The organism is Butyrivibrio sp. INlla16, assembly GCF_900104155.1.
Classification (GTDB): Bacteria; Bacillota; Clostridia; order Lachnospirales; family Lachnospiraceae; genus Butyrivibrio.
Genome location: NZ_FMYB01000003.1, coordinates 1 through 25,561, shown reverse-complemented (window position 1 = coordinate 25,561; position 25,561 = coordinate 1). Strand labels below are relative to the sequence as shown.

Here is a 25,561-nt window from a genome sequence, read left to right as displayed (position 1 = left end):
GGCGCTATGAGGGGAGAATACGATTATACGATTTATAGAGCAGCTCAGGCGGGCAAGAAATTGCTCGCGATTGCGGTTGCTCTTTTTTTGATTATAAGCTTTTCAGGAGATGCTATAGCTGCTGAAGTGAAATCCGAAACCGAGAATGCAATAAGACTTACCTCCGGTAAGGGAACAATAACCATTACAGACAGCAGGGGCAAAAAGACAAAAGCCACAACCAAGATGCGACTTGATAACGGCAGCATGGTTACAACATCTTCAAAAAGCTTTGCGACTGTGAAAATCGACAGCACAAAGTACATTAAATTGGACAGCTTATCTAAGGCGGAAGTAAGAAAGAAGGAGGGCAAGGCAGAGGTTCTCCTGGATGCCGGTAATCTTTTTTTCAATGTGACATCAGCGCTTTCGGAAAATGAGATTTTCAATATTCGTACTTCAAATATGGTTATGTCTGTTCGTGGAACCTGCGCACAAGTGGAGATTCTGGATTCGAAGCATACCAGGGTGTCTCTTCTTGAGGGTAGTCTCCACTGTAAGATCACAAGTCTTAAGTCAGGGGAGAGCAAGACGGTGATCCTCCTTGCCGGACAGGCAGCAGATTTTTATCTTTCGGGAAAAGGTGAGGGTGACTGCAAAATCGTCACAGAGGATGTGAATCCTGATGCTATAAGGGGATTCGTACTTGAGGAACTCTTAAATGATAAGAGTCTTGCAAACAAGGTATTTCAGCAGAGCGGACTTGATTTCAGGAGCCTCACAAGTGATGTCGTAGAGTCCAGAATCAAAAAGGATCAGAGCACAGCTGTAAATACATCGGCAAAGGCAAAGGATGACTCTAAAAAAGCTATACAGATGGACTTTTTCAGAGAGCATGAGGAAGGAAAAATACTCTATACCACAGAGGGTGATGTTGTTATAATTCCGGAGCCTGTAAGTGAGGAGCAGATAGCAAAGGAGGCACCTCCGGCAGATCAGGCCTCTGCAGATAATTCATCCGATAATAATAGCGGCAGAGGACGCACTGTGATCAGAGAGATTTCAGCAAAATCGGGTCCGTCAGGTAGCGAGAGCGCACATTACAGGATTATTCCCAGTCCCACAGCAGTAGTTCTGTTTCATGCGTATGAGGGCGTAGGAACCTCCGCCAAGGATTAAATACTTTAGATGTCTCATAGGATATCCTCTCATCTGTCGAGAATCATTCTGGCATTAAAAGATTGAAACAGCCTCGGATGTTTATTACAATAAAATCGGAAGAATATTTTTTGAGGGGAACATTATGAAATATGCTTTTACTACATTTGCATTAATAGTGACGCTGCTTGGGGGCTTTATTTTCGGCGCATATTATATGTATAGAAAGAACAACCCTCTTCCCGTAGAACAGGTTAATGAGGCGCCCTCACAGGAGGAGGCCTTGGATAATTCGGCCTACTATGACAGTGACGGAAACTGGATTTTTAAGTACGGCGAGAGTGAGAGCGGCTATGGTGGAAGCGGCGATTCAGTTTCCACAGGCGCTGATGCTTCTGAGAACATCGATTATCGAATCACCGGAACTACCTTTGTTTATGAGGATGATGGTCTTTATTCCGGTTTTCACGCAGTAGTTACTATTGAGAATATTGGTAAGAGTAATCTCTATCTCGGCTCGGAATCAGTGTTTGATATAGAGGACAGAAACCTTGAGGTTGTGGATTCCTATGATTATGTCAGAGCAGTTCCTGATGTCATCGCACCGGGTGAGAAGGGTTATTTCTACGTTCCTTACGGTCAGATAAAAACAAGAGAGGACAGCGTAACCATTGAAGAGGGAGATCTTTCCGGAGATTCACCTGATCCTTCAGAGGCCAACAGTGCTCCCGCAAATGTAAACGGTGAGGATTTTAACGCTATAGATATAGATGAGCTTGAAAAAGCTCTTAAGGAGGAGGGGCTGACCTCTTCTTCAATAAAGGATGTTGAAAAGATAGCAGTAAGCGCAGATAAGCTCATGGCAGCCGCAGATTCTGCCGGAGGAACTACTGTCGATGAAGCTGATCAGAGTAGTGGCGGCACAGAGCTTCTTCCCGCTGATGAGAATGGCGAAGAGATACCGCCTGAGGGACAGGCACCTGCTGAAGGAGCACCGGAGGGTACAGAGGAAGTTACCTCCGGCGATGCAGCTATTTCAGAGGACGGTGCAGCTTCTTCAGCAGCTGAGAGCTCATCCAAAGAAGAACAAAAGCCAAGTTATCCCGGACTCTCACTTTACAGAGTGCATGAGTACTTTATAATGCCCAACCTTGATGTTAAAAAGTGCGCGAATGATCCTCGCAGCGACTTTGATATAAGTAATATAATGTATGGAAGTAATACAAGCGGCTATTTCACTCTGTCTGCAGATGTTACCAATCTCTCCGACAGAAATGTTGATTATATTCCGGTTACGGTTGTTGCGCTTGATCGCAGGGGTAATGCGATCGCTGTAGGAAAGGATTCCATCACGGATTTTTATACCGGCGCAGTAAGAAGCTTCGGAGTAAGCTATATTCTCACAAGAGAGGAGCGCTCCAACATAGTTCAATGTGTTGTCTATGCAAGGGAAGCAGTTAGCAAGCAATGATAAGCGAATTAATTAGTAATTACGGTACACTCATCAAACAGGTACTATCGGATTTGGTGAGTGTAACTAAATATATGAATATAGGCATAGGGATCGCCCTGATGTACGGGGCGGTCTATTTGTTGTACGTTGTAATATGTAAGCTTTTGGGAAAAGAGAGAAAGCTTACCACCGGACATGCAGTTGCGGTTTTTGCACTGCTGATTTATTTAACGGCAACTCTTTTCATAGTATTCATGAGCAGAGAACCCGGGCAATATGAGGGTGTAAATCTGGAACTGTGGTCCTCCTGGGGCACGACGACTTTAAAGAGAGCGATGTTTATTGAAAATATCATTATGTTCATTCCGATGGGTATACTGTTGCCGAGTGCTTTTAAGAGGTTGAGGAATCCTTTTGTGTGTGTATTCACCTGCGCTGTTCTCTCCATTTTTATTGAGCTGATTCAGTTTGTAAAAGGGCTGGGAATCGCAGAGTTGGACGATGTTGTGACTAATACTGCAGGAGGTGCCATAGGATGGCTTATTTGGGGCATTTTCTGGGTGATAGGGCTGATTATCACGCGTATTTTCGGAAAAAAAGAGGAAGAAGAGAAAAAGAAAAGCTAAAGAAAAATATTACAAAAACTTGACGAATGTGTAAAATTGGAGTAATATCTCGAACTATGGGGAGCAGTATCGCTCCCTATATCTGTATTTAAGCACATTTTGCAACCTTTAAACTTGTTTCTCATAGGAATTTCAAGGAGTTTAACAGTATTTTTATGAAAAGAACAGGTAACAGGAACAAAAACGTCAGGAAATTTATCCCGGCAGCACGAATCGTGTTTGCCGCTTCCATACTTCTTATAATAGTACTTCTTGTTCAATTTGGTGCGAAGGCCATTGATGAGAAGAGTGCTATCGAAACTAAACAGGAGACTATCCACGTGCCGGCCGATAATACGGCAAGCGCTGCAGATAGCAGTTCCCTGACCGTGGGAATATTCACCGCTCTCAATGCCAAGGCAGCCGATACCCAGACTATTGTGAAGGAAGGTATTACAGGAAAAGAGATTGAGGAGACAGAAACTCCAAAGGCAGAATCTGAGGAGACAGACGAATCGGATATCGATTATATGGTAACCGACTATGCGATAACCGTTTATGAAAATGTAAAGAATTACTATTCAAATGATCGTGTCAATATCAGATCAGGTGCGGGCATAATGTTTGACAGACTGGATACAATTTCCAGAGATTCAAAGGTAGAAGTTCTCGGAGAGACCGATAACGGATGGTATCAGGTAAAGCATGATGATGAAGTCGGATATATCAAGATGGATTATCTTCAGGAAGAGGAGCCGGGTACCGAGTACATTTTTGCCGGCGATTCCAGAACAGTTCAGATGAGTCAGGCCGTTGATAAGGATGACTACGAATGGATTGCCAAGGTGGGTGAGGGCTTCTCATTTTTCTCTAATGAAGCGGTTCCGAAGATCGATGCTGAGGCAGGAAGCGGAAGCACAATTATCATCAACTATGGCGTAAATGACCTTTACAATGCCGAAAAATATATTAAACTTATAAATAAGAAGGTAGATTCATGGATAGCTGCAGGTGCCACTGTTTACTACGCGGCGGTTACTCCTGTAAGTGATTATCCCACTATCACCAATTCGGATATCGAAGAATTCAACAGTGAGATGAAAAGCGGGCTTGACAGCAGAATCGGATGGCTTGACGGATATTCATATCTCCAGAATAAGGGATTTTCATCAGGTGATGGCCTTCATTATAATTCAGATACTTATAAGACGCTGTATACATACTATATGAATCAGGTTGCAGCGCAGAAGGAAGCATGATACATGGTATCCATTAAGGATGTGGCAAGAGAAGCGGGAGTTGCCATTTCAACAGTTTCTAAGGTTTTAAATCATTATCCGAACATAAGTGAATCAACTCAGAAGAAGGTTATGGAGGCAGTTGACCATTTAAACTTCGTCCCTAACCAGGTTGCGGCTGCGCTGTCCTCGAAGAGATCGGGAAGGATAGCGCTTCTTTTGAAGTTAAACATGAAGACGCAGGCGATAGATGAGATAGATATGCAGTATATCTCAGGTGCTCTCGCCATGGCTCAGGAGAAAAAGCTCGATGTCATAACTGTGTTCTATTCTGTTATTGCTGAGATGAATTTAGAGGAGATGATTAGATACTTTGCGTCTCAGAGTATCAGCGGAATAGTCATTTTCGGAATGAACAACGATGATAAGGTTCTTCATCAGCTGGTTGATTCACAGAAATTCAAGATAGTTGTGGTGGACGGCGCCAATATAAATGAAAACACATCAGTTGTGGGCGTTGATCATTATCAGGCTCAGTATGATGTAGCTGAGAAGACTATACGCGAGAATAAGTGTAAGAAGATTCTCTACATCGCCGGTATGAGAAACAGCTTTGTAACTGATGAGAAGATAAGAGCAATGGAGGATCTTGCGAAAAAGAAGAAGCTTAAGCTTTTCATCCGCAATGGCGACTTCTCCGAATTAAAGGCGCGAAATCTTACTCTTAAGTATGCAAAGAACAGGGATGTGGTTGTATGCGGTTCCGACTTGATGGCAATTGGTGCGATGAAAGCCCTTATCGATATGGATATTTTCAGACCGGTCTGCGGTTTCGACGGTATCATTCTGATGGGGTACGTTGGTAAGCAGATGAATACGGTTAAGCAGAATTTCAACAATGTTTCAGCCGAGGCAGTCTGCGAATTGAACCGCCTCCTCAACGGCTCCGCCGGCAGGAAGGTCCGCCTCCCTCATACACTGGTTCGACTTAAGTATGAGGACATCATCTGTTAAACTTATTGCAGTGCGAAGAAAATAAAAATGATCAGGCTGTGCTTGCACAAAGCTTGATCATTTTTATTTTCTTCATAGGGCGGTAGCCCTACAACGAGGAATCATTGATTCCGAGTCTGCAATAGGTTCTGTTATTCAAAGAATACAACAGTCAAAAAATTTCGAAAAAATTAATATTGCGGAAAACGTTTTCACATGATATGATATATTCAGTTTTGGAGAAAACGTTTTCTCCAAAAAGGCGAAAGGAGGAATTATGAGTCAGCACAGTAATTTACAGCAGGATGTTTTAGTAACCAATATGGAGGAGTCACTTAGCGGCATTGCGAACGAGAAGTTCGGCAAGAGCCTTAAAGATTTGAGCGATAAGGAGACCTATGTTGTTCTTCTTGAGTACTCAAATCGTCTTATGGATGTAGCGCAGATTACAGGCGGCGAGAAGAAGATATATTATATTTCAATGGAGTTCCTTATCGGAAAGCTCCTTTCAAATAACCTTATCAACCTCAGAATCTATGATAAGGTAAGCGAGATTCTTGAAAAGAACGGCAAGAGCCTTGCAGCCATCGAGGAGTGCGAGCCCGAGCCTTCACTTGGTAACGGCGGTCTCGGAAGACTTGCAGCATGTTTCCTTGATTCAATTGCAACCCTGGGACTTTCAGGAGAGGGTATCGGCCTTAACTACCACTATGGTCTCTTTAAGCAGGTGTTCAAGGACAACCTTCAGACTGCAGAGAAGGATGCGTGGATTGAGAATGAATCCTGGCTTGAGAAGACAGACACTACATTCGAGGTTGCTTTTGGTAAAAAGAAAGTGGTTTCAAGACTCTACAATATGAATGTTGTCGGCTATGACACAGGTGTTAACAAACTTAGACTTTTTGATGTTGAGACAGTTGACGAGAGCCTTGTAAAGAAGGGCATCACTTTTGATAAGGAAGAGATCGAGAAGAATCTCACACTTTTCCTCTATCCCGATGATTCTGATGAGGCAGGTAACCTCCTTAGAATTTATCAGGAGTACTTCCTTGTAAGTAATGCAGCTCAGCTCATCCTGAAGGAGCAGAAGGAGCATCAGTATGACCTTCGCGAGCTCAATAAGCATGCAGTTATCCAGATCAACGATACGCACCCCACAATGATTATTCCCGAACTTATCAGAATTCTTGTTGAGGATAAGGCATTTTCAATGGATGATGCCATCGATGTTGTATCTAAGACCTGCGCTTATACAAACCATACAATCCTCGCAGAGGCACTTGAGACATGGCCTCTTAAGTATATTGAGAAGGCTGTTCCGCAGCTCGTTCCTTATATAAAGGAGCTTGATAAGAGAATCCGCGCTAAGGTTAAGGATCCTGCAGTTCAGATCATTGACAAGGATAAGAAGGTACACATGGCATTTATTGACATCCACTACGGTTTCTCTGTAAATGGTGTTGCTGCCATCCACACTGAGATTCTGAAAAACTCAGAGCTTAACGATTTTTACAAGCTTTATCCTGAGAAGTTCAATAACAAGACAAACGGCGTAACCTTCAGAAGATGGCTTATGTCCTGTAACCATCCTCTTACTGAGTTCATCTCTGATAAGATCGGTGACGGATTCAAGAAGGATGCTGATAAGCTTGAGGATCTCCTTAAGTTCATCGATGATCAGGAGACTCTGGATAAGCTTGATGCCATCAAGCACCAGAAGAAGGAAAAACTTGCTGCTTACCTTAAGAAGAAGGAGAACGTTGAGGTTGATCCTAACTCCATCTTCGACATTCAGGTTAAGAGACTTCATGAGTACAAGCGTCAGCAGATGAATGCCCTTTACATCATCCACAAGTATCTGGAGATCAAGGGCGGCAAGAAGCCCGCGCGTCCCATCACATTTATTTTTGGTGCGAAGGCTGCTCCCGCTTATGTAATTGCGCAGGATATTATTCACCTGCTTCTCTGCCTTCAGGAGATCGTTAACAATGATCCCGATGTAAAGGATTACATGAAGGTTGTTATGGTAGAGAACTATAACGTAAGCTATGCTGAGAAGCTTATCCCCGCTTGTGATGTATCCGAGCAGATCTCACTTGCAAGTAAGGAAGCTTCAGGAACAGGTAACATGAAGTTCATGCTTAACGGTGCAGTTACTCTTGGAACTGATGACGGTGCAAACGTAGAAATCCACAATCTCGTAGGTGATGATAACATTTACATCTTCGGTATCAGTGCAGATGAAGTTATCACTCATTACAAGAAGGCAGACTACGTTTCCAAGGATTACTACAAGAAGAGCAAGGTCATCAAGGAAGCAGTTGACTTCATCACATCCAAGCAGTGCCTTGCAGTGGGCCACAAGGAGAACTTGAAGCGTCTCCAGGATGAGCTCCTTAAGAAGGACTGGTTCATGACTCTTATCGATCTCGAGGATTATATCCGTGAAAAGGATTTGATTTTCGCAGACTACGAGAACCGTGATAAGTGGAAGAGAATGATGCTTACCAACATTGCAAAGGCCGGCTTCTTCTCATCAGACAGAACAATTGAAGAGTATAACAGAGACATCTGGAAACTTTAATAATCACCCCGCCTCAAAAGCTTGAGGCGGGATTTTTTTAGGGAAAATGTGATAAAATAGAGCAATGTGCAGGGGAACATATGATTAGGAGGAATTTGGGTTTTTAAAAAAAGTATTGCTAAAAGTATTATTACTCGTTCACTTTCAATATTGATGGCGGCCATGATTTTATTGATGGCGCCCATCACGTCTTACGCAGAGGGCTCCGATCCTGTTTATGATTCCATGACGCTTCGCTCCGAATCGATGAGTGATTACATGATCAAGGCGAATAGATATTACGGACACATTCTTAGTGATACTTCATCCCCTGAATCAAAGAGAGTGCTCTCAATGGGGGCGGTTTATCTGACAAGCGGGGAGACACTTCCTGAGAAGTTCACGGTTTATCTGGGTAAAATAAAACTCTTTGCGTATTCGCTTTCCAAAAGAAAATGGATTGTCATCGACTCACAGCCATATCCCAGTGGAATTCGAGTTTATACTCTTCCGTGGAAAAATTCCAAGTCTAAAAAATGTAACAGCATAACCTATACTGACAGCTATGCGAAGGTAGACCTTACTGCGGATGAGATGAAGAACTGCGTGCTGCACTTTTGGGGAAAAACGGCATCGATTGATAAGTCGGATTACCTCTTCTATGCATGCGGCTTTGAATTCTGGACTGATGAAGCTGCTGCAGGCAAATTCACGGCAACAAGCGGAATTGATACCAAGAATGCATCGGGTTCGCAGACTGTAACCCAGCTCTACTCATCACGCGGACTTACGACGCAGACTTATAAGAGAATCCAGTGGGGACACACTGTTCCTAACGACGTTTATTCGAAATACAAAACCTCTACGCTTAATGCTCTTTTCGAAAACGGACAGCTTGAACCCGGACTTTATACGGGAACAGAGCCCAAGGGGACGGTACCTGTCGATCCCTATATGAAAAAGACAAAGCTAAACGATGTCATCACCGGAAAATCGACACTAAAGCTCAAATGGAAAAAAGTGAAATCCGTAATCGATGGCTATGAAATTCAGTTCAGCACTAACAAGAAATTCAGAAACAAGGTGGGTTCGATTTTTATAGATAAACCGAATGCCATGGCCAAGAAATTTAAGCACATAAAATATGGTAAGAAATTCTATGTGCGCATACGTACTTATAAAAATGTTGGAAGGCAGAAAGTTTATTCCAAGTGGAGCAAAAAAGTAGGGGGGAAATTAAAGAAATGACAACAAAATGTAGAATGGATGAAAAGCTTATAAGAGCCATTGAGGATATGGCGGCGGGAAAAGAAGAGGGCTTCAATGCGGTATATTCAGCAACCTACAATCACGTTTATTTCCGTGCAAAGGCATACATGAAGGATGAGGCTGATGCGCAGGATCTGACGCAGATTGTTTATATTGAGGCCTACAAAAACATAAAGAGCCTGCAGAATGTGGAGTCTCTTTTCGGATGGTTGGACGGAATCTGCCATAATCAGGGAATGAAAATCTTTCGCAAGAAAAAAGATGTGTTTCTAAATGGCGATGAGGAAGGAAATGATATCTTCGAGACACTTGAGAGTAACGACCTTGCGTCACTGCCTGAGCTGTCGGCAGATCAGAAGGAAACAAGCAGGATAATTCAGGAGTTCATCGATGAGCTTCCGGAGGTTCAGAAAGCTGCGGTTATCGCTTATTATTTTGATGGTTTTTCAGTCGGAGAAATTGCGCAGATGCAGGATTGCTCGGAGGGAACGGTTAAGAGCCGCCTGAACTATGCGCGCAAATTCCTCAAGGATAAGGTTGAGGGAACAGAAAAGCGAGACGGTATCAGACTTCACGTTGTTGCACTTCCTACTTTGTACTATGCTATCAGGCTTATGTCAGAGAATACGAAGCTCTCCGCAAAGGCTGCAGAGGGCATCTATGCGGGAAGCTGTGCGCATGTCGGACTTACACCCGGAGCTATCGCACTTGGAAACGCAGGAGCAGGAATGTCAGCAAATATGGCTGCTACAGGTGTTGCAGTTGCAGGCGCAGCAGGGACTGCTGCCACAGGTGCCGGAATATCGATAGGCGTGAAAGCTCTGATAATTGCCGGCGCGATTCTGGCCGGAGCGGGCGCAGGTGCCGGAGCGACTTATTATGTGGTGAATCAGAATGCTGCAAAAACAGAGAAATTAGCGGATGCGAGTGATGAGGATCTGGAAGGGTTAGCGGAAGCGGTTAATCAGGGGGATTCTGAAGAACAATCCCAGGATGCGCAAAATCAAGATGGCACAATACCATCAGGAAGTGGAGAAAACAATGATGGAAACAATGATGAAAGCCCGGATAATACATCTGATGATGTAACCCTTACAGAAGATGAGAAAATTCAGATTGTTGATGCCATCGGCTTTTATTCTCAAGATTGGCTGGACGCAGGGAACTTTGTATTTTGTGCAAGATTGTATGCTGTATATACATTATGGAATAACCCTGAAGGAAAAAAGGCCTTCCCTTGGAAAAAGGATGATAAACTGGATGTTCCTTTTGTAAAGGATTTCTATAAGGCCCTTGGAATTGAAATTCCCGGGGATTATGATTTTGATGATAATGGTGTCACTGTGGACTCTGACAATCTGCTCGGAGAAGGCGAATTGGCAATGGACTATTATGCCTATGAGGGACTTGATATAAAAAATAATGGAGACGGAACATATACGTTGACCGGACAATACAGTTGGAAATCACTGGATGATGAACCCGGGTCAGCACCCAGTTTGTTTCCCTTCACCGCAACAGCTGTAAAGGGTGGTAATCCGGATATTTTCGGGGGACTTATCATTAAGGATTGCAGCACCTTTGACTATTCGAAATGGAAAGTAAGCAGTTCTAAAGTATCAATGAATTCGGAGCTTATGGCGAAAAAGGCAGCTGAGCTTATAAAGCAAAAACAGGCGGAAGGAATAGTTGATAGCTATTATCCACTTTACTTTGTGTATGATGTTACGGCTGATGGTATTCCGGAGTTTATAGTCCAACAGGGAACCTGTGAGGCTGATTACATGATGAACATTTACACCTGGGTGGATGCTAAATCCGATTGGATTAAAATGGGAGAAACTCTGGGAGCTCATGTTGGTGATTACTGGGGAAAGAATTCACATGATGGCTTCTACGGATCTTCGGTGCACATGGGATATGAATTCGTATATGATTATGATGGTAAAAGTAATACCACAAATCAGATATACGAAGGCGAAGTTGAATGGATAGACTATCCAAATGGTGATTCCGATATTAAAACCCTGTATCAACCAACGGATGCTACACTACTCACGTTTTATTCAGACACCTCAGCCGGTGCGATTAAGTCTGTAATTGAAAGCGCAAAATAAATTAAGCATAGTTAAAAGAGGCAGTTGTAGCTTAGGCTACAGCTGCTTTTTGGTGCAATAATATTTTTTTTTATATTTTTTCAAAAATATAAAACCAAATCAAAACCCGCCGGTACTTATAGATAGAACAACAAAAATAAGATAAGGAGAGGGAAACGAAGATGAAGAAAAATGGATTATTAAAAAGGACAGGAGCTCTGCTTCTTGCAATGTTTATGTCAGTTGCATCTTTTAGCACATTTGCTCCTGAGACAAAGCTTACAGTTAAGGCAGCCGGTGAGACACAGGATACGGCAACTGTGCTAACGCCTAATTCAGAATGGACAGCATGGACACCACTTGTTGATGGAGGAACATACTTCTACAAAGTGGTTTTGGCTGAAGATGGGGAGCTTACATTAAGTGCTGCATTTAAGAATTGTTATGGCGTGAACGCATTTCTTCGTAAAGAGAAGAACACTGATATCTTGTGTCATGTACAAACTATTTTCGGGACAGAAGAAGATGCTCCTGTTACAGAATCCGATAAACGTGTTTTGTCAGCGGGAACTTACTACATTGAAGTTACTGGAAAAGGTGTCAGAAATAAAGATAAGGGTAATGGTTATCAGAACTATAAGATAAAGACCGGTTTTAATAGTTACGGAACATCTGAAAGTGTCGAAGACAGCTATGATAATCCTAAGGAATATACAATCAATACTGTAGCTACAGATGCATTTACTTGGACAGAGAACATGGATTGGTACAGATTTAATGTAGATAAAGAAGGAAAGTATATTTTTAGCATTACCAGTTATGGTTTTGAAGGTGGATCAATAACCTGTAATGCTAAAATAATGAATTCTGATTTGACAGAAGAAAAGCTTTCGCTTGAAAGAAATGGAGGATATACTCAGGAGATTAAAACAGGAGATGCTTATCTTACTCCAGTAGTGTATTACATAAAGCTTGAAGGCAAAAACACAAAATATTCTTTTTCTGTAAAGGGCTCTACAATCAAAAAGAGTAAAATAACAAAAGTAAAGTCACCCAAGAAGAAAAAGGTAGAGGTTACCTTCAAGGAAGCAAAAGATGCTAATGGCTATCAGATTCAGTACTCAACTGACAAGAATTTCAAAAAAAATGTAAAATCAAAATCTTTTGAGAATGATAAGGCTGAGAGCATTGGAAACGGTTACAGAAAAATCACCATTGGCAAGCTTAAGAGACATAAGAAATACTATTTTAGAATCAGAGGCTATGTAGAATCAAACAAGTCAAGATTTTACTCAGACTGGTCAAACGTAAAGCATACAAAAATAAAATAAATGTAATAAACATTCAAAATCCGGGAATCTTTAAGGTTCTCGGATTTTTTTCATATTTTGTGGTATACTTGTAAAGTTGTATGACATTTCGAAGAAAAGAGGGAAAAGAGGATGAAAAAAGAAAAATTGCTAAAGAAATTTGGGGGAGTGCTTTTGGCATTAACTATGGCAGTTAGTCCAATCGGTGCCTTTAATCCGGAAACTAAAATTGTTGCCGAAGCTGCGGGCGGAAGCACTTTTGATACAACTGTAGAATTGCCGGCAAATATGGAGTGGACCGGATGGAATGAAATAGGTGTTGCCAGCCAGGATTTCTATAAAGTTACATTACCATCAGATGGTATATTCAAGATTGGTCTTATGTTAAAAAACACAAGCCATATAGGTTTAGATGTTTTTAATAGCTCTGATACGTCATATAGAGTAATGACTACAGGTCAGATGAATGTAGATGATTCAGCCTGGACAGGAACGGATTCCAAGGCTCTTTCAGCAGGCACATATTACATCAGAGTATCAAGTGAAAGTCCCCGTAATAGAAGCCAAAAACAGAGCTATAGATTAAAAACAGTTTTTGAGAGCTATGGCGTATCAGAAAATGGGAAGGATAGCTACGACAATCCAAAGGAATATACTCTGAACACTTCTGTGACGGATTCTTTTACAGCCACTGACGCAGAGGATTGGTATAGGGTGAACATCACCCAGGAAGGTAAGTATCATTATACGGCTGTGGCTGAAAGCGAGGTCGTTTCCGGATACAATTATGCGGACGCAACTTTATATAATCAAGACCTGTTTGAGAAACAACATCTGGGAAAAGCGTGTGCAGGATCACCGGCATCCAGCGATATCTATTTAGCACCGGGTACATATTACTTAAAAATCGAGGGCAATCAGGTAAAATATACCTTCTCATTAAACAATGCCAAAATTGAAAACGGAAAAGTAACCAAGGTAAAATCTCCCGGTAAGAAAAAGGCAGAGATAACCATTAAGGACGTTACAGGTGTTAATGGTTACGAAATCCAGTTCTCGACTAACAAGAATTTTACGAAGAATGTAAAAACAAAATCTTTCGAAATTGCAAAGACGCAAATTGCCGGAAATAATAAAAGAAAGATAAAAATAAACAAGCTTAAGAGACATAAGAAATATTACTTTAGAGTCAGAACTTATATCGAGCATAATAATGTCAAATACTATTCAGACTGGTCAGACGCAAAGAGTGTAAAAATAAAATAATCATTCAGAATCCGGGAAGCTTTTGGGTTTCCCGGATTTTTACTAATCATGGAGCTTTTGATATAATATTATTGTATTTCGTTTTGTAATTCATCCGGAATTATCATCACGAATTCCGGAAAAAATAAAACAATTTTCATTATAAGGAGGAAAGAAAGGCATGGCACGAAAAGTAGTTTTGGCAGGAGCTTGTAGAACAGCAATAGGTGTTATGGGGGGTGCCCTTAAGGACATTCCGGCTCCGGATCTTGGAACAATCGTAATTAAGGAAGCATTGAAGCGTTCAGGTGTAAAGCCTGAGCAGGTAGATGAAGTATATATGGGCTGCGTAATTCAGGCAGGTACAGGCCAGAACGTAGCACGTCAGGCAGCAGTTAATGCAGGAATACCGGTTGAGGTTCCTGCAACTACAATTAACGTACTTTGCGGATCAGGTCTTCACTGTGTAAACCTTGCAGCAAAGCTTATCTCTATGGGAGATGCAGATATTATCGTAGCAGGTGGTACAGAGAGTATGTCTCGTGCACCTTATGCACTTCAGAATGCAAGATTTGGTTACCGTATGAACAACGGTGAGCTCATCGATACAATGATCAAGGATGCACTTACAGATGCGTTCGGAGGCTTCCACATGGGTATCACAGCTGAGAACATCTGTGAGCAGTGGGGACTTACAAGAGAAGAGCTCGACGAGTTTGCTGCAAATTCTCAGCAGAAGTGCGAGAAGGCACAGGCTAATGGTGTATTTGATGAGGAGATCGTTCCCGTTCCTGTAAAGGTTAAGAAGGAAACTGTTATGTTTGCTAAGGATGAAGGCCCCAGAGCAGGCGTAACAAAGGAGAGCATCTCTAAGCTTCGTCCCGCTTTCAAACCTGATGGAATGGTAACAGCAGCTAACTCTTCAGGTATCAACGACGGCGCAGCAGCTATCGTTGTTATGAGTGAAGAGAAGGCTAAGGAGCTCGGAATCAAGCCCATGGCTACATGGATTGCCGGTGAGCTTGCAGGCGTTGAGCCCCGCATTATGGGTATCGGTCCTGTTGCTGCAACCAAGAAGACAATGGCTAAGGCTGGCTATCAGATTTCTGACTTTGATCTTATCGAGGCTAACGAGGCATTCGCTGCTCAGTCAGTTGCAGTTGGTAAGGATCTCGGTTTTGACCTTAACAAGCTCAATGTAAACGGCGGCGCTATCGCCCTTGGACACCCGGTAGGATGCTCAGGCTGCCGTATTCTTGTAACACTTCTCTATGAGATGCAGAGACGCGACGCCAAGAAGGGACTCGCTACTCTTTGCGTAGGCGGCGGAATGGGAGCTGCGGCAATCGTTGAACGAGACTAAGATATTATGCCTTCCCCCTAAGGGGGAAGGTGTCAGCTTTAGCTGACGGATGAGGGTTATATGAACGTAAACCTTGGTAAAGGCTTCGGCCCTTTAGACTTTGATGAAAACGGAAAAATGTTTTCTCTTTTCCCTGAAAATCTCCCCTATGTGGATGACGACTTCGACGGCAATGATGCGGACTTCACAGTATACGTGGACGCTGAACTTGTAGAAGCTGTCTGCAATGCGGGACTTGATTTTGAGGAATTCCTTCGCGCGGAAGAAGATGAGCGCCGTGAGATGCTTGAGGATGTTGGACTTAATCCGAATGACTACGAGCTTGATTTCGACCGCGATGTCAGAGAACGTCTTGAAGAAGAGGGGTACTACGACATGGAGTACGACGGCGACTTCGAGGAAGCCGAAGATGATGAGTACGACTTCGAAGAAGACGATGATGACGAGGAAGACGAAGATGAGTATGATGAAGAGGATGAATCCGACGAAGACTATGATGAGGAAGACTTCGAGGATGATTCCGAAGATAACTATCCGGATGAGGATGACGAAGACGATGATTATCCGGATGATGAATACGGCTCAGACGACGACTTTGGAGGAGACGGCCGGGGCGGCAATAAACATGGTGACTCGGGAGATGCTTTTTTTGGCAACCTGGGAAGATAAGAACTAAGAGACTTTGGTATCCATGCACTTTATGGATACCAAAGCTATTTATTGTATAGGTAATTCCTATGAAATAAAAAAGTAATCAGAGGGAACGGTATGAACAAAGACAGAGGCGTTCGATTATGCAAAGACTTATGTAAGCGTGATTTTTGCAGGTGTTCCGTTTCTGGTATTTTATCAGTTCTTTGCCGCAACATTAAGAAGCCGCGGTAACAGCAGAATCCCGTTGGCGGCCTTGACTATTTCATCTATTTGCAATATCGTGCTGGACCTTCTTTTTATATGCGTGTTTAATATGGGAATTGCAGGTGCGGCCCTTGGTACTATTCTTTCAGAAGCTCTAGTGATGATTGTTTGCGGATATAACGTCTATGGGATGCTGCATGAAAAGAAAGCCGATGATGATATTGCCCGTGACAATAATGAGTATATTAGCAGCGATGTGGTGAGAAGGCTTATAGTTGTCGGACTTCCAATGGCGTTGCAGAGCGGGATCACGGCAATCGGCGGCCTAATTGTCATCAGTAATGTAAACCACTTTGACATAACTTTTCTTACGGGTTATACAATTGCAGGAAAAATCTATGCTCTTTTGGAGATAGCTGCTTCATCCTACGCAGTGGCTGTTGTAGCCTATGTTTCGCAGAATTTTGGTGCAAGAAAAATTGACAGAATTCATTCCGGAGTAAGGGCCAGCCTCATAATAGGCATAGGCACTGCGCTAGTATGTTCATTTATAATGATAGCCTTTGGGCAGAGTGCGATGGGACTGTTTGTCGATTCGTCGTCCGTTTCACCGGATGTATTTAAATACGGACGAGATTACCTTCTGGTTCTTGGGATTTTTTATCCGCTTTTATATACGCTCTACATAATACGAGCTGCGCTTCAGGGGGGCGGGAATTCATTTGTTCCGATGATCTCAAGTTTTGGTCAGCTGATTATGCGAGTGTTCTGTGCTGTGGTGATCACGGGCTTTATTGGCTGCCGCGGCATCTATTATGGTGAGATAACCGCCTGGATTTTTGCGAATCTTATTCTTATTGCGGCCTATTACTATGAGCTTCATTTAAAAAAATAAGTACTTGCAATGATTGTTAGTCTGTGCTAATATAACCGTGTTAGCAAAAGCTAACTAAATGACATACATAGTCATAAGAAATCTCCTACCTGAAAAACCCGCGTCTTGCCAACGCGGGTTATTTCGATTAAAGGATATTTGCAATTTACTTTATTTCATAGGTTTTCATAATGCCGCGAACAGCGTATTCGAGTTCGGGCATCAGTTCATCAAGTGGCTGTGGCTGCTTGTAGATAATAGAACTGTAGCCTGCGGAGCTGACCATCTCGACTATCAGAAACATCATGAGCTCGGGATTTCGATATTTCACCTCGGATTCCTCAAACATCTCGGTGATTATCCTCAGGAAGTCAGTCTCGGAGTCATCAATGTTCGTGGTCATGGCCTCCTTAAACAGAGCCCAGCTGAGATCCTTATAGATAAGGGATAGGAGCATGTGATTATTTGAAAGCTCAATGAGGATATGCTTCATCATAAAAATAATTTTATCCTCAACCGAATGAAGTTCTTCCTTTAGAAGTTCTTCGTAAGCGACACCAAAGAGCTGATTTGATTTACGCGCAATCAAACGGTTCCTTATATCATATTTGTCTTTGAAATACAGATAAAAGGTTCCCTTCGCAACTCCGGCCTTCTTAACAATGTCGGAAATTGACGTCTGATTGATTCCCTGCGAAGTGAACAACTCAAAGGAGGTGTTTAAGAGAGAATCAAGTTTCAGTTTTTTGTTTTCATCCCATTTTCCCATAGCTTTATCCTAACATATTAATTGAGAAAAGGCTCGAGAAAACCCTACGGGTTTTCCTCGCTTTTTACATCTTAAAAATAAATATTGACCATCGGTCATTTTTGGAGTATAACATAAAGTGTAAAAAATGACCAGTGGTCATAAAATATTTTTGTGAGGAAATGGTTATGAAATTTTTTTCTAAGGCAATTGTAAAATCCAGATTCATAATACTGATTGCCAGCATCGCACTGATGATTCCGTGCCTTGCGGGAATGGCAGCCACGAGAGTTAATTACGATATCCTCTCATATCTGCCAGGGGAGATTGAGACCATGAAAGGTCAGGACATCCTCATGGATCAGTTCGGAACCGGAGCGTATTCGCTTTTCGTAGTTGAGGGTATGGCTGATAAAGACATAGCCGAGTTGAAGGCGAATATTGAGACAGTTAATCATGTAAAGAAGGTAATCTGGTATGACACCTTCATGGACTATTCCATTCCGAAGGAGATGCTCCCGGATAAGGTAACCGAGGCACTCGGAACCGGAGACACACAGCTGATGTTTATCATCTTTGATGATACGACCTCGAGCGACGGCACGATGGAGGCCATAACAGAGATCAGGAAGATAGCCAATGAAAAATGCTTCCTTTCGGGAATGGCGGCAATCGTTCTTGATACCAAGAATCTTACGGAAAAAGAAACACCTATATATGTAGGAATGGCAGTACTTCTTGCTGTAATTGTTCTTTCACTGACAATGGATTCCTACCTTATACCTTTCTTCTTCCTTATGAGTATCGGAATTGCAATCATGTTCAACATGGGAACAAACATATTCCTGGGACAGATTTCATTCCTTACAAAATCGCTCAGTGCGGTTCTTCAGCTCGGTGTTACACTGGATTATTCAATTTTCCTGTGGCACAGTTACCAGGAGGAGCTTGAAAAGGGTATAGATGATAAAAAGGAAGCAATGGCAAACGCTATCACCGCAACGTTCCAGTCGGTGCTTGGTTCATCAATTACAACCATCGCAGGTTTCGTGGCACTTTGCTTCATGAGCTTCACAATCGGCCTTGACCTTGGAATCGTCATGGCGAAGGGTGTTATCTTTGGCGTTATTGCCTGCGTAACAGTTCTTCCCTCAATGATTCTGATATTTGATAAAATAATAGAGAAGACCAAACATAAACCGGTTGTTCAGGAATTTGTAAAAACACCCAGATGGATATCCAAGCATGCCATCATATTCGGAGTGCTTTTCCTGTGTCTCCTTCCTCCGGCAATCTGGGGATACAGACACGCAGCTGTTTACTACGATCTGTCAGAGACACTGCCCGTTAAGCTTTCGAGCAGACAGGCGATGATAGAGCTTGAAAAGAATTTTGAAACAAATACAACCTATATGATCCTTGCGGATGCAAACCTTGACACGGCTACAATGCAGGGCATGGTGAATGAACTTAAGAGTGTTGATGGAGTTGATGGAGTACTCGGACTTGAATCACTGATGGGACCGCTTCTTCCCAGGGACATGATTCCCACTGAGCTTAAGGATGAGCTTTCAAGTGATGAGTATCAGATGCTAATGGTTACAAGCCAGTATAAAACAGCATCCGATGAAGTTAACGCTCAGATTGATAAGGTAAACGAAATTGTGAAAAAGTACAGTCCTACAGCAATGGTTGTCGGTGAGGCACCTTGTACTAAGGATTTGATCACGATTACCGATAAAGATTTTAAGACAGTCAGCATTGTTTCTATTGGCTGTGTATTCCTTATCATTGCATTTGTAATGAAATCTATATCTCTTCCTTTTATACTGGTTGCAGTTATAGAGTTTGCTATTTTCATCAACATGGGTATCCCCGGATTTACGGGAACCGTAATACCTTTCATATCATCGGTTGTTATCGGAACAATTCAGCTCGGTGCAACTGTTGACTATGCAATCCTTATGACAACTCGTTATTGTAAGGAGAGAAAAGATGGCCAGAGCAAGAAGCAGGCTACGCGAATCGCGCTTTCAACAAGTATGAAGTCGGTTATCGTAAGTGCGCTAAGCTTCTTTGCAGCAACCTTCGGCGTAGGACTCGTATCCAGCGTCGACATGATCGGATCGCTTTGCTTCCTTATGGCAAGAGGCGCGTTGATCAGTATGGCAGTAGTTATTCTGGTTCTGCCTTCCATGTACATGATATTCGATGGACTTATCATTAGAACTACATGGGGTATGCATGATTGCATTAAAAGAGATGCAGACAGAAAGAAAAATAAAGACGTTGCAGTCCTTGATCAGGTAGGACTTGGTTGAAACAGTAATAAAACATCAATTTGAAATAGAGTTTTCGCAAACACTTAGTCAGAGAAAAAGGTTATATATCTGACGAGAAAAGGAAAAGAGGAATTGGAATGTATAAGAGAAATTTACTTAAAGCTACATCAGTTTTAACAGCGTTTGCACTTGCATTCGGTACAATGACAGGCTGCGGACTTGGTAAAAAAGCAGAAGATACAGTACAGGTTCAGGATATTACCGAGGAGAGCCCCGAAGCCGAAGAGCTTGTGGAGACAATGACACAAGCAGCTTTTACCGGAAATAAAGAGAATTCTGAGAGCGGAAAAGAAGAGACTGTATATGTTATGACTGATGCCGATGGTACAGTTGATGAAGTTGTGGTAAGCAACTGGTTAAAGAACGCAAACGGCGACAAGTCACTTACAGATACAACAAACCTGAAGGACATCGTAAATGTTAAGGGCGATGAGTCCTTCAAGGACAACGGCGACGGAACTGTTACCTGGGATGCCGAAGGACAGGACATCTACTATCAGGGAACACCCACACAGGAAGTTCCGGTCGGCGTAAAGGTTACCTACGAACTTGACGGAAAGCAGATGAAGGCCGAGGACATCGCAGGCAAGAGCGGAAGAGTAAGAATCCGCTTTGACTATACAAACTCACTTAAGAAGGAAGTTGAGATTGATGGACAGAAAGAGGACATCGATGTTCCTTTCACAATGATCTCCGGAACAATGCTTGATAACGCGAAGTTTGCCAACGTCAAGGTTTCAAACGGTAAGGTAATCTCCGATGCCAACAACTACGTTGTAGTCGGTGTTGCAATGCCCGGACTCAAGGAGTCACTCAAGATTGATGATGAAAAATTAAAAGAGAACGATATTGACGAGGATGAGGTTGATATCCCCGATTTCGTAGAGATCACTGCAGACGTTCAGGATTTTGAGCTTCCCATGACAGTATCAATGGCAAGCGCAAACGTAGTATCAGACCTCGGACTTGATAAGATTTACAATTCAGATAAACTCGACGACTTAAACGGCGATATGGACAAACTTTCCGATGCATCTACAGAGCTTAGGGACGGAACGGGTGAGCTTGCAGACGGAACACAGAAGTTTGAGGACGGAACATCAGAGCTTTACGACGGAACTGTGGAGCTTGCTGACGGAACAAAAGAGCTTAAGGACGGAACCGGCGAACTTAAGAACGGTGCAGGCGAGCTTAAGGATGGAACAAGCCAGCTTGCGAGCGGAACAGGTGAGCTTAAGAACGGAACCGGTGAACTCAGAAACGGAACCGGCGAACTTAAGGACGGTACAGGCCAGCTTAAGAGTGGCGCAGGCGAGCTTGCAAAGGGAAGTAAGTCTCTTTCAGATGGTGCAACGACACTTAGCACAGGAATCGGAACATATACAGATGCTGTGGGTCAGATTTCTTCAGGTGCTACAAGCCTTGATACCGGTATCGGTCAGCTTAAGGACGGTGCTACAACACTCACAGGCGGAATCACTTCTGCCAAGGATGGTGCTAAGAGCGTTGCAGATGGCGCAGCACAGCTTAGTACAGGTATAAATACTGCTGCGGATGGAGTAAAACAGCAGCTTGACGTACTTAAGCTTGCGAAGAGTGCATTCGAGGCAGAGTTTGGACAGGAACTTGTTTATATAGCTCAGAAGGACGGTTCTGTCAATGCGCGCAATGCAGCTGCACCTTCAGATAATTCAGCAGCCAAGAATGTTGTTAAGGAACTTACTGACAGAATAGCTGATACTTATGCTGATGAAATATCAGCCGAAGTTAAGAAGGCAAAAGATGCTGAGCAGAAGGCTCAGGAATCTGAAAAGAAGGCAGAAGAGTCTGAAAAGAGAGCAGAGGAAGCAGAACAGAAGGCAGAGGAAGCTACTAAGAGAGCGGAAGCAGCAGAGAAGGCGCTTCAGGAAATTCTGAATAATCAGGAGAACAGCTCTTCAGATCAGAGTCAGTCACAGGATGATTCAAATAGTGATAAGTCAGAGAAGAAGGAAAAAGCTTCTGATACTGAGGGCAAGAGCGAAGAAACACCTCAGGAGAATGAGGGAGCTACTGAAGAAAGCGGTTCAAATGAGAATACTGAGAACACTGAAAATGCAGAGAATACTCAGGTAACTCCTGAAGAGAATTCAAATCATGAGAACACTGAGCAAACTGAGCAGACAAGTGAGGAGGCTCAGAATACAGAGACAGCTGAAACTTCAGAAAATGCCGGAAATACAGAGGCACAAGCAGAGGAATCAGTAAACCTTGGAAGCTCTGAGAATACAGAAGAGAGCCAGGAAGTATATACAGGTGAAGTTGATCAATATGCTGATGAAGCAGGACTTGCGGCAATTTACGCAGTAACAGGCTTTGATGCTACAAAGATTCAGCAGCTTAAGGCCGGTGCAGCAGTTGCTATGAGCGCGGGTTCTCAAGAGTCAAATGCACAGATGCTTAAGAATTTTAATGATATTTTGGATAAGGCAGATGGACAGGCGGCTAATACGGAATCAACTGATGAGCAAAAGCGTATGATATATTTACAGGCCCTTAGTCAAGTGGCAACAGCAACCAGTACAACTACATCAACAGGTGCCGAAGCTATTATGACTATCGGAGCTGCATATAAAACAATAGAGTCTTCCATCACTGCTATGGAGAAGCTCTATGGTACAGATACAACTCAGGGTCTTAAGGACATTCAGGCAGGCGCTTCACAGCTGGCAGTTGGTGCTAACAGCCTCTACGATGGAATGAAGAAACTTGATGCAGGCGGAACAACTCTTGGTCAGGGACTTGTTTCACTTAAGGATGGTTCAAAGCAGCTTGCAGATGGCGCTAAGAAGCTTAATGATAACAGTAAGTCACTTAAGGATGGCGGAACAAAGCTTGCAAACGGTGCTTCAAGCCTTAATGACGGAGCAGGCAAGCTCAGAGACGGAGTAGGCAAACTTGATGATGGTGCAGGCAAGCTTAATGATGGTGTTGTAAAGCTTGATGACGGTGTGGGTAAGCTCGACGATGGAGCAAAGAAGCTTGATGACGGAGCAGGTAAGCTCTACGACGGAACTGTAAAACTTGATGACGGTGTAGGCGAGCTCAACGATGGAGCAGGCAAGCTCAGAGACGGAGCAGGCGAACTCAATGATGGTGCTGTAGAACTTAACGACGGCGCAAGAAAGCTTGCAGACGGTATGGTTGAGTTTGACGAGGATGGTATCCAGAAGCTCACAAGCACAGTTGATGAGGATCTTCTTTCAGTAAAAGACAGACTCAGAGCAGTTGATGAAGCTTCTCAGAGTTACACTTCCTTCTCAGGCGCAAACGAGGATGAACCCAGCACAGTACAGTTCATCATTCGTACCGCACCCGTAAAGGCGGACTAACCCATATCACTTGGCAATTGACTGAAATAATACGCCCCAGTATATATATTCATTTCCAACCTCATTGCAAAGAACGCAAGAATCGGTTGGATCTGAACATATATACTGGGGCGTTTTTTGATTTTTGGAAGTAATTAGTTCAGAGTAAAATCCATTGGGAGAGTCGTATTTGTCGCTTTTATAGAGTCATTGCACAATATGCAATGACTAAAAAACGTTAATTGCATATCATTCAATTGACTTTTGGCATTTGAGAAATATATGGTAAGAATGTCACATGTGATAAAAAACTTTCAAATAATCAAGCAGGAGGAATATTGTTATATCTTCCTGCTTGATTGTAATAATAAAATACATAAATGCAAGAATATGTCAAATATATATAGAGTAGTAATGAATTATATGGGACAAGATTGTAGCATAGAGAAAGAGGTAGAGATTCAGAATTTCGCGAATATAACATATAACAAATTAGCAAAGCAAAACAATGGCTTTTTGATGGATGCGGATTCTATTCACATATGTGATTTGCTTGGATGTGATTCTGAATTAAATGGAATATATTCTGAAAATGGACAAGAGACTCACATTACAATAACTCCTAATTATCTGAAGTTTAATCCAATTATAACAGTCAACGGTGAATCTGTTGAAAAGATGATTGACTATGATGAGAATGTGCTAAATATTCTTGTTCCTGAGAAATATATGCAAAAGGAAAATGAATTGATTAGGCAATTTACAGATTATTTAAATTTTAATAGATTTCAAATATATGAGAGAGTATATAAAAAAAGTATCAATAATATATGGGATCCAAAAGAAGAGCAGGCTTTTGTGAATATTATTCCAATCAAGAATGGGCAGGCATTTTATACATTTACTGATATTATAAGGAATGAAGAAAATAATAGTATAGTGGATCCTGTTTCTGTAATATATACCAATAATTTTCACCCTAGTTATATTCTGGGTGAAGCGTCAAGAGTTCTTTATTTTCAATATGATGACAATGATAAAGAGAATATTGATAGCTATTTGTCTGAAATAGCAGGGATAAATGGATTTATAAAAGCTGAGTCTATCTATAAGGAAAAGCTTCACAATTTAGGAAGATTTGTTATTGATACCATGCTTTCTTGCCTTTGGCTGGTGCTGATTTTTTTGAGCTATATTGAAGTCAGTGTCTCATCACACAAGGATAGAAAAAGATGGACAAGTGCTATCAATGCATTGACTATAGTTATCGCTATGGTAATTTGTGTTTTTGCATCACAAGTTAACATTATATTTGTAGGCCATTTAAATATAGTGAAAGGAATGATTTTATTGGTGGGGATTGAAATGATACTTGTTTTACGAGACTATAATGACGAACGTATATATGGTGGAAGGAGTAACGAAATATGATGAAAAATATAATTGTAAGAAGGTTTATTGTTATTTTCACATTTGTTTTTTTGCTTTTATCAAAAACGGATGCTCGAATTGTAAGTGCTTCCGTTCCCAATAACATGAATGAGAGTATTAAAGAATCTTCATATTTCATAATCAGTATAAGAGAGGTTTCTACTCCTGGTGACACTTTTAATTTAGATAAATCAAAAAATGATGGGATTCCGGTCACATTGGAAGTGAAGATAGATGGAAAGGCGACTCCGGATAAGACATATTATTATACAAAAAAGAACGGTGGCGTAAAATATGCAGGGACCCTTAAACTTAAAAAGATTAATTACAGAGACGGGGTTACATATGCGACTGTTACTATTCACGGTCTAATGATTGACTAAAAATATATAAGTGCTGATTGATGCAAGAGGTCGTAAACTCAGATTATGTCTGGGGTTACGGCCTCTCTGCATTTTGCACTAATTTCTGATTGAAAGTTTGTGGAAAATAATGGTACTATATAACTAAATAATACCAATACACGTATTGACATAAATATTGGTATGATATATAATAAATAGTACCAAGTACAGTTAAGGAGGTTGGATGAAAGATGTCGATAGTGAAGTACACAAACAAAAAGACTGGAATGATTGCCGTTTACGAGTCTACATCTCATTATGATCCTGAGACAAAACAGTCCC

General features: G+C 42.1%; 18 protein-coding genes and 1 pseudogene. 18 read left to right on the top strand and 1 reads right to left on the bottom strand.

What is annotated here, in order from left to right; translation table 11 throughout:
• Positions 1 to 6: 6 nt before the first annotated feature.
• The 14 genes and pseudogenes from BLR42_RS02055 to BLR42_RS23780 all read left to right on the top strand — a co-directional run bounded on the left by BLR42_RS02055 (position 7) and on the right by BLR42_RS23780 (position 17,025).
• Positions 7 to 1,158 (top strand): FecR domain-containing protein, encoded by a 1,152-nt coding sequence (locus BLR42_RS02055; RefSeq protein ID WP_091819782.1) that lies wholly within the window; start codon positions 7 to 9, stop codon positions 1,156 to 1,158.
• 124 nt (positions 1,159 to 1,282) lie between these two features.
• Positions 1,283 to 2,608, top strand: a complete 1,326-nt coding sequence (locus BLR42_RS02050) for an FxLYD domain-containing protein (RefSeq protein ID WP_091866217.1) — start codon at positions 1,283 to 1,285, stop codon at positions 2,606 to 2,608.
• On the top strand, positions 2,605 to 3,216 hold the full coding sequence (locus BLR42_RS02045) for a VanZ family protein (protein ID WP_091866215.1): 612 nt from the start codon (positions 2,605 to 2,607) through the stop codon (positions 3,214 to 3,216). The genes BLR42_RS02050 and BLR42_RS02045 overlap by 4 nt, the downstream gene beginning before the upstream one ends.
• A 155-nt stretch (positions 3,217 to 3,371) precedes the next feature.
• Entirely contained in the window at positions 3,372 to 4,454 is a 1,083-nt protein-coding gene (locus tag BLR42_RS02040; RefSeq protein ID WP_091866213.1) for an SGNH/GDSL hydrolase family protein, read from the top strand.
• A gap of 3 nt (positions 4,455 to 4,457) precedes the next feature.
• Entirely contained in the window at positions 4,458 to 5,447 is a 990-nt protein-coding gene (locus tag BLR42_RS02035) for a LacI family DNA-binding transcriptional regulator (protein ID WP_022760897.1), read from the top strand.
• 256 nt (positions 5,448 to 5,703) lie between these two features.
• Positions 5,704 to 8,010 (top strand): glycogen/starch/alpha-glucan phosphorylase, encoded by a 2,307-nt coding sequence (locus BLR42_RS02030; RefSeq protein WP_170832605.1) that lies wholly within the window; start codon positions 5,704 to 5,706, stop codon positions 8,008 to 8,010.
• 162 nt (positions 8,011 to 8,172) lie between these two features.
• Positions 8,173 to 9,237, top strand: a complete 1,065-nt coding sequence (locus BLR42_RS02025; protein WP_139165086.1) for a hypothetical protein — start codon at positions 8,173 to 8,175, stop codon at positions 9,235 to 9,237.
• Positions 9,234 to 11,375, top strand: a complete 2,142-nt coding sequence (locus BLR42_RS02020; RefSeq protein WP_091866209.1) for an RNA polymerase sigma factor — start codon at positions 9,234 to 9,236, stop codon at positions 11,373 to 11,375. The genes BLR42_RS02025 and BLR42_RS02020 overlap by 4 nt, the downstream gene beginning before the upstream one ends.
• A 161-nt stretch (positions 11,376 to 11,536) precedes the next feature.
• Positions 11,537 to 12,685: a hypothetical protein gene (locus tag BLR42_RS02015; protein ID WP_091866207.1), complete on the top strand. Its 1,149-nt coding sequence runs from the start codon at positions 11,537 to 11,539 to the stop codon at positions 12,683 to 12,685.
• Positions 12,686 to 12,796: 111 nt separating this feature from the next.
• Complete coding sequence (locus BLR42_RS02010; RefSeq protein ID WP_091866205.1) at positions 12,797 to 13,930, top strand: hypothetical protein; 1,134 nt, start codon at positions 12,797 to 12,799, stop codon at positions 13,928 to 13,930.
• 160 nt (positions 13,931 to 14,090) lie between these two features.
• Positions 14,091 to 15,272 carry an acetyl-CoA C-acetyltransferase gene (locus tag BLR42_RS02005; RefSeq protein ID WP_022760903.1) on the top strand — a complete coding sequence of 394 codons (1,182 nt, stop codon included), beginning with the start codon at positions 14,091 to 14,093 and terminating at the stop codon, positions 15,270 to 15,272.
• Positions 15,273 to 15,332: 60 nt separating this feature from the next.
• Positions 15,333 to 15,941 carry a hypothetical protein gene (locus tag BLR42_RS22585; protein ID WP_170832604.1) on the top strand — a complete coding sequence of 203 codons (609 nt, stop codon included), beginning with the start codon at positions 15,333 to 15,335 and terminating at the stop codon, positions 15,939 to 15,941.
• Positions 15,942 to 16,065: 124 nt separating this feature from the next.
• Positions 16,066 to 16,362: pseudogene (locus BLR42_RS23785) on the top strand (polysaccharide biosynthesis C-terminal domain-containing protein); the annotation flags it as partial.
• A 57-nt stretch (positions 16,363 to 16,419) separates the two neighbouring features.
• Complete coding sequence (locus tag BLR42_RS23780; protein WP_278289110.1) at positions 16,420 to 17,025, top strand: MATE family efflux transporter; 606 nt, start codon at positions 16,420 to 16,422, stop codon at positions 17,023 to 17,025.
• 145 nt (positions 17,026 to 17,170) lie between these two features.
• On the opposite strand, the gene BLR42_RS01990 is transcribed toward BLR42_RS23780, so the two are convergent.
• A complete protein-coding gene (locus BLR42_RS01990) occupies positions 17,171 to 17,773 on the bottom strand; it encodes a TetR/AcrR family transcriptional regulator (RefSeq protein ID WP_091866200.1) in 603 nt (200 codons plus the stop codon).
• 167 nt (positions 17,774 to 17,940) lie between these two features.
• Between BLR42_RS01990 and BLR42_RS01985 the strand changes: the two genes are divergently transcribed.
• From BLR42_RS01985 to BLR42_RS01970, 4 genes are all read left to right on the top strand, one after another.
• Entirely contained in the window at positions 17,941 to 20,073 is a 2,133-nt protein-coding gene (locus BLR42_RS01985; RefSeq protein ID WP_091866198.1) for an efflux RND transporter permease subunit, read from the top strand.
• Between the two features lie 98 nt (positions 20,074 to 20,171).
• Complete coding sequence (locus BLR42_RS01980; RefSeq protein WP_091866196.1) at positions 20,172 to 23,465, top strand: hypothetical protein; 3,294 nt, start codon at positions 20,172 to 20,174, stop codon at positions 23,463 to 23,465.
• A 393-nt stretch (positions 23,466 to 23,858) separates the two neighbouring features.
• The gene (locus BLR42_RS01975) at positions 23,859 to 24,875 is read left to right on the top strand and encodes a hypothetical protein (protein WP_170832603.1); all 1,017 of its coding nucleotides are present in this window, start codon (positions 23,859 to 23,861) and stop codon (positions 24,873 to 24,875) included.
• Positions 24,872 to 25,258: a hypothetical protein gene (locus BLR42_RS01970; protein WP_091866192.1), complete on the top strand. Its 387-nt coding sequence runs from the start codon at positions 24,872 to 24,874 to the stop codon at positions 25,256 to 25,258. The genes BLR42_RS01975 and BLR42_RS01970 overlap by 4 nt, the downstream gene beginning before the upstream one ends.
• Positions 25,259 to 25,561 lie beyond the last annotated feature (303 nt).

Coding starts and splice junctions, on each gene's coding strand:
- BLR42_RS02050 (WP_091866217.1), top strand. CDS start 1,283: ATGAAATATGCTTTTACTACATTTGCATTAATAGTGACGCTGCTTGGG.
- BLR42_RS01975 (WP_170832603.1), top strand. CDS start 23,859: ATGAATTATATGGGACAAGATTGTAGCATAGAGAAAGAGGTAGAGATT.
- BLR42_RS02010 (WP_091866205.1), top strand. CDS start 12,797: ATGAAAAAAGAAAAATTGCTAAAGAAATTTGGGGGAGTGCTTTTGGCA.
- BLR42_RS22585 (WP_170832604.1), top strand. CDS start 15,333: ATGAACGTAAACCTTGGTAAAGGCTTCGGCCCTTTAGACTTTGATGAA.
- BLR42_RS02030 (WP_170832605.1), top strand. CDS start 5,704: ATGAGTCAGCACAGTAATTTACAGCAGGATGTTTTAGTAACCAATATG.
- BLR42_RS02040 (WP_091866213.1), top strand. CDS start 3,372: ATGAAAAGAACAGGTAACAGGAACAAAAACGTCAGGAAATTTATCCCG.
- BLR42_RS02020 (WP_091866209.1), top strand. CDS start 9,234: ATGACAACAAAATGTAGAATGGATGAAAAGCTTATAAGAGCCATTGAG.
- BLR42_RS02025 (WP_139165086.1), top strand. CDS start 8,173: ATGATTTTATTGATGGCGCCCATCACGTCTTACGCAGAGGGCTCCGAT.
- BLR42_RS02045 (WP_091866215.1), top strand. CDS start 2,605: ATGATAAGCGAATTAATTAGTAATTACGGTACACTCATCAAACAGGTA.
- BLR42_RS02015 (WP_091866207.1), top strand. CDS start 11,537: ATGAAGAAAAATGGATTATTAAAAAGGACAGGAGCTCTGCTTCTTGCA.
- BLR42_RS02035 (WP_022760897.1), top strand. CDS start 4,458: ATGGTATCCATTAAGGATGTGGCAAGAGAAGCGGGAGTTGCCATTTCA.
- BLR42_RS01980 (WP_091866196.1), top strand. CDS start 20,172: ATGTATAAGAGAAATTTACTTAAAGCTACATCAGTTTTAACAGCGTTT.
- BLR42_RS01990 (WP_091866200.1), bottom strand. CDS start 17,773: ATGGGAAAATGGGATGAAAACAAAAAACTGAAACTTGATTCTCTCTTA.
- BLR42_RS23780 (WP_278289110.1), top strand. CDS start 16,420: ATGGCGTTGCAGAGCGGGATCACGGCAATCGGCGGCCTAATTGTCATC.
- BLR42_RS02005 (WP_022760903.1), top strand. CDS start 14,091: ATGGCACGAAAAGTAGTTTTGGCAGGAGCTTGTAGAACAGCAATAGGT.
- BLR42_RS02055 (WP_091819782.1), top strand. CDS start 7: ATGAGGGGAGAATACGATTATACGATTTATAGAGCAGCTCAGGCGGGC.
- BLR42_RS01985 (WP_091866198.1), top strand. CDS start 17,941: ATGAAATTTTTTTCTAAGGCAATTGTAAAATCCAGATTCATAATACTG.
- BLR42_RS01970 (WP_091866192.1), top strand. CDS start 24,872: ATGATGAAAAATATAATTGTAAGAAGGTTTATTGTTATTTTCACATTT.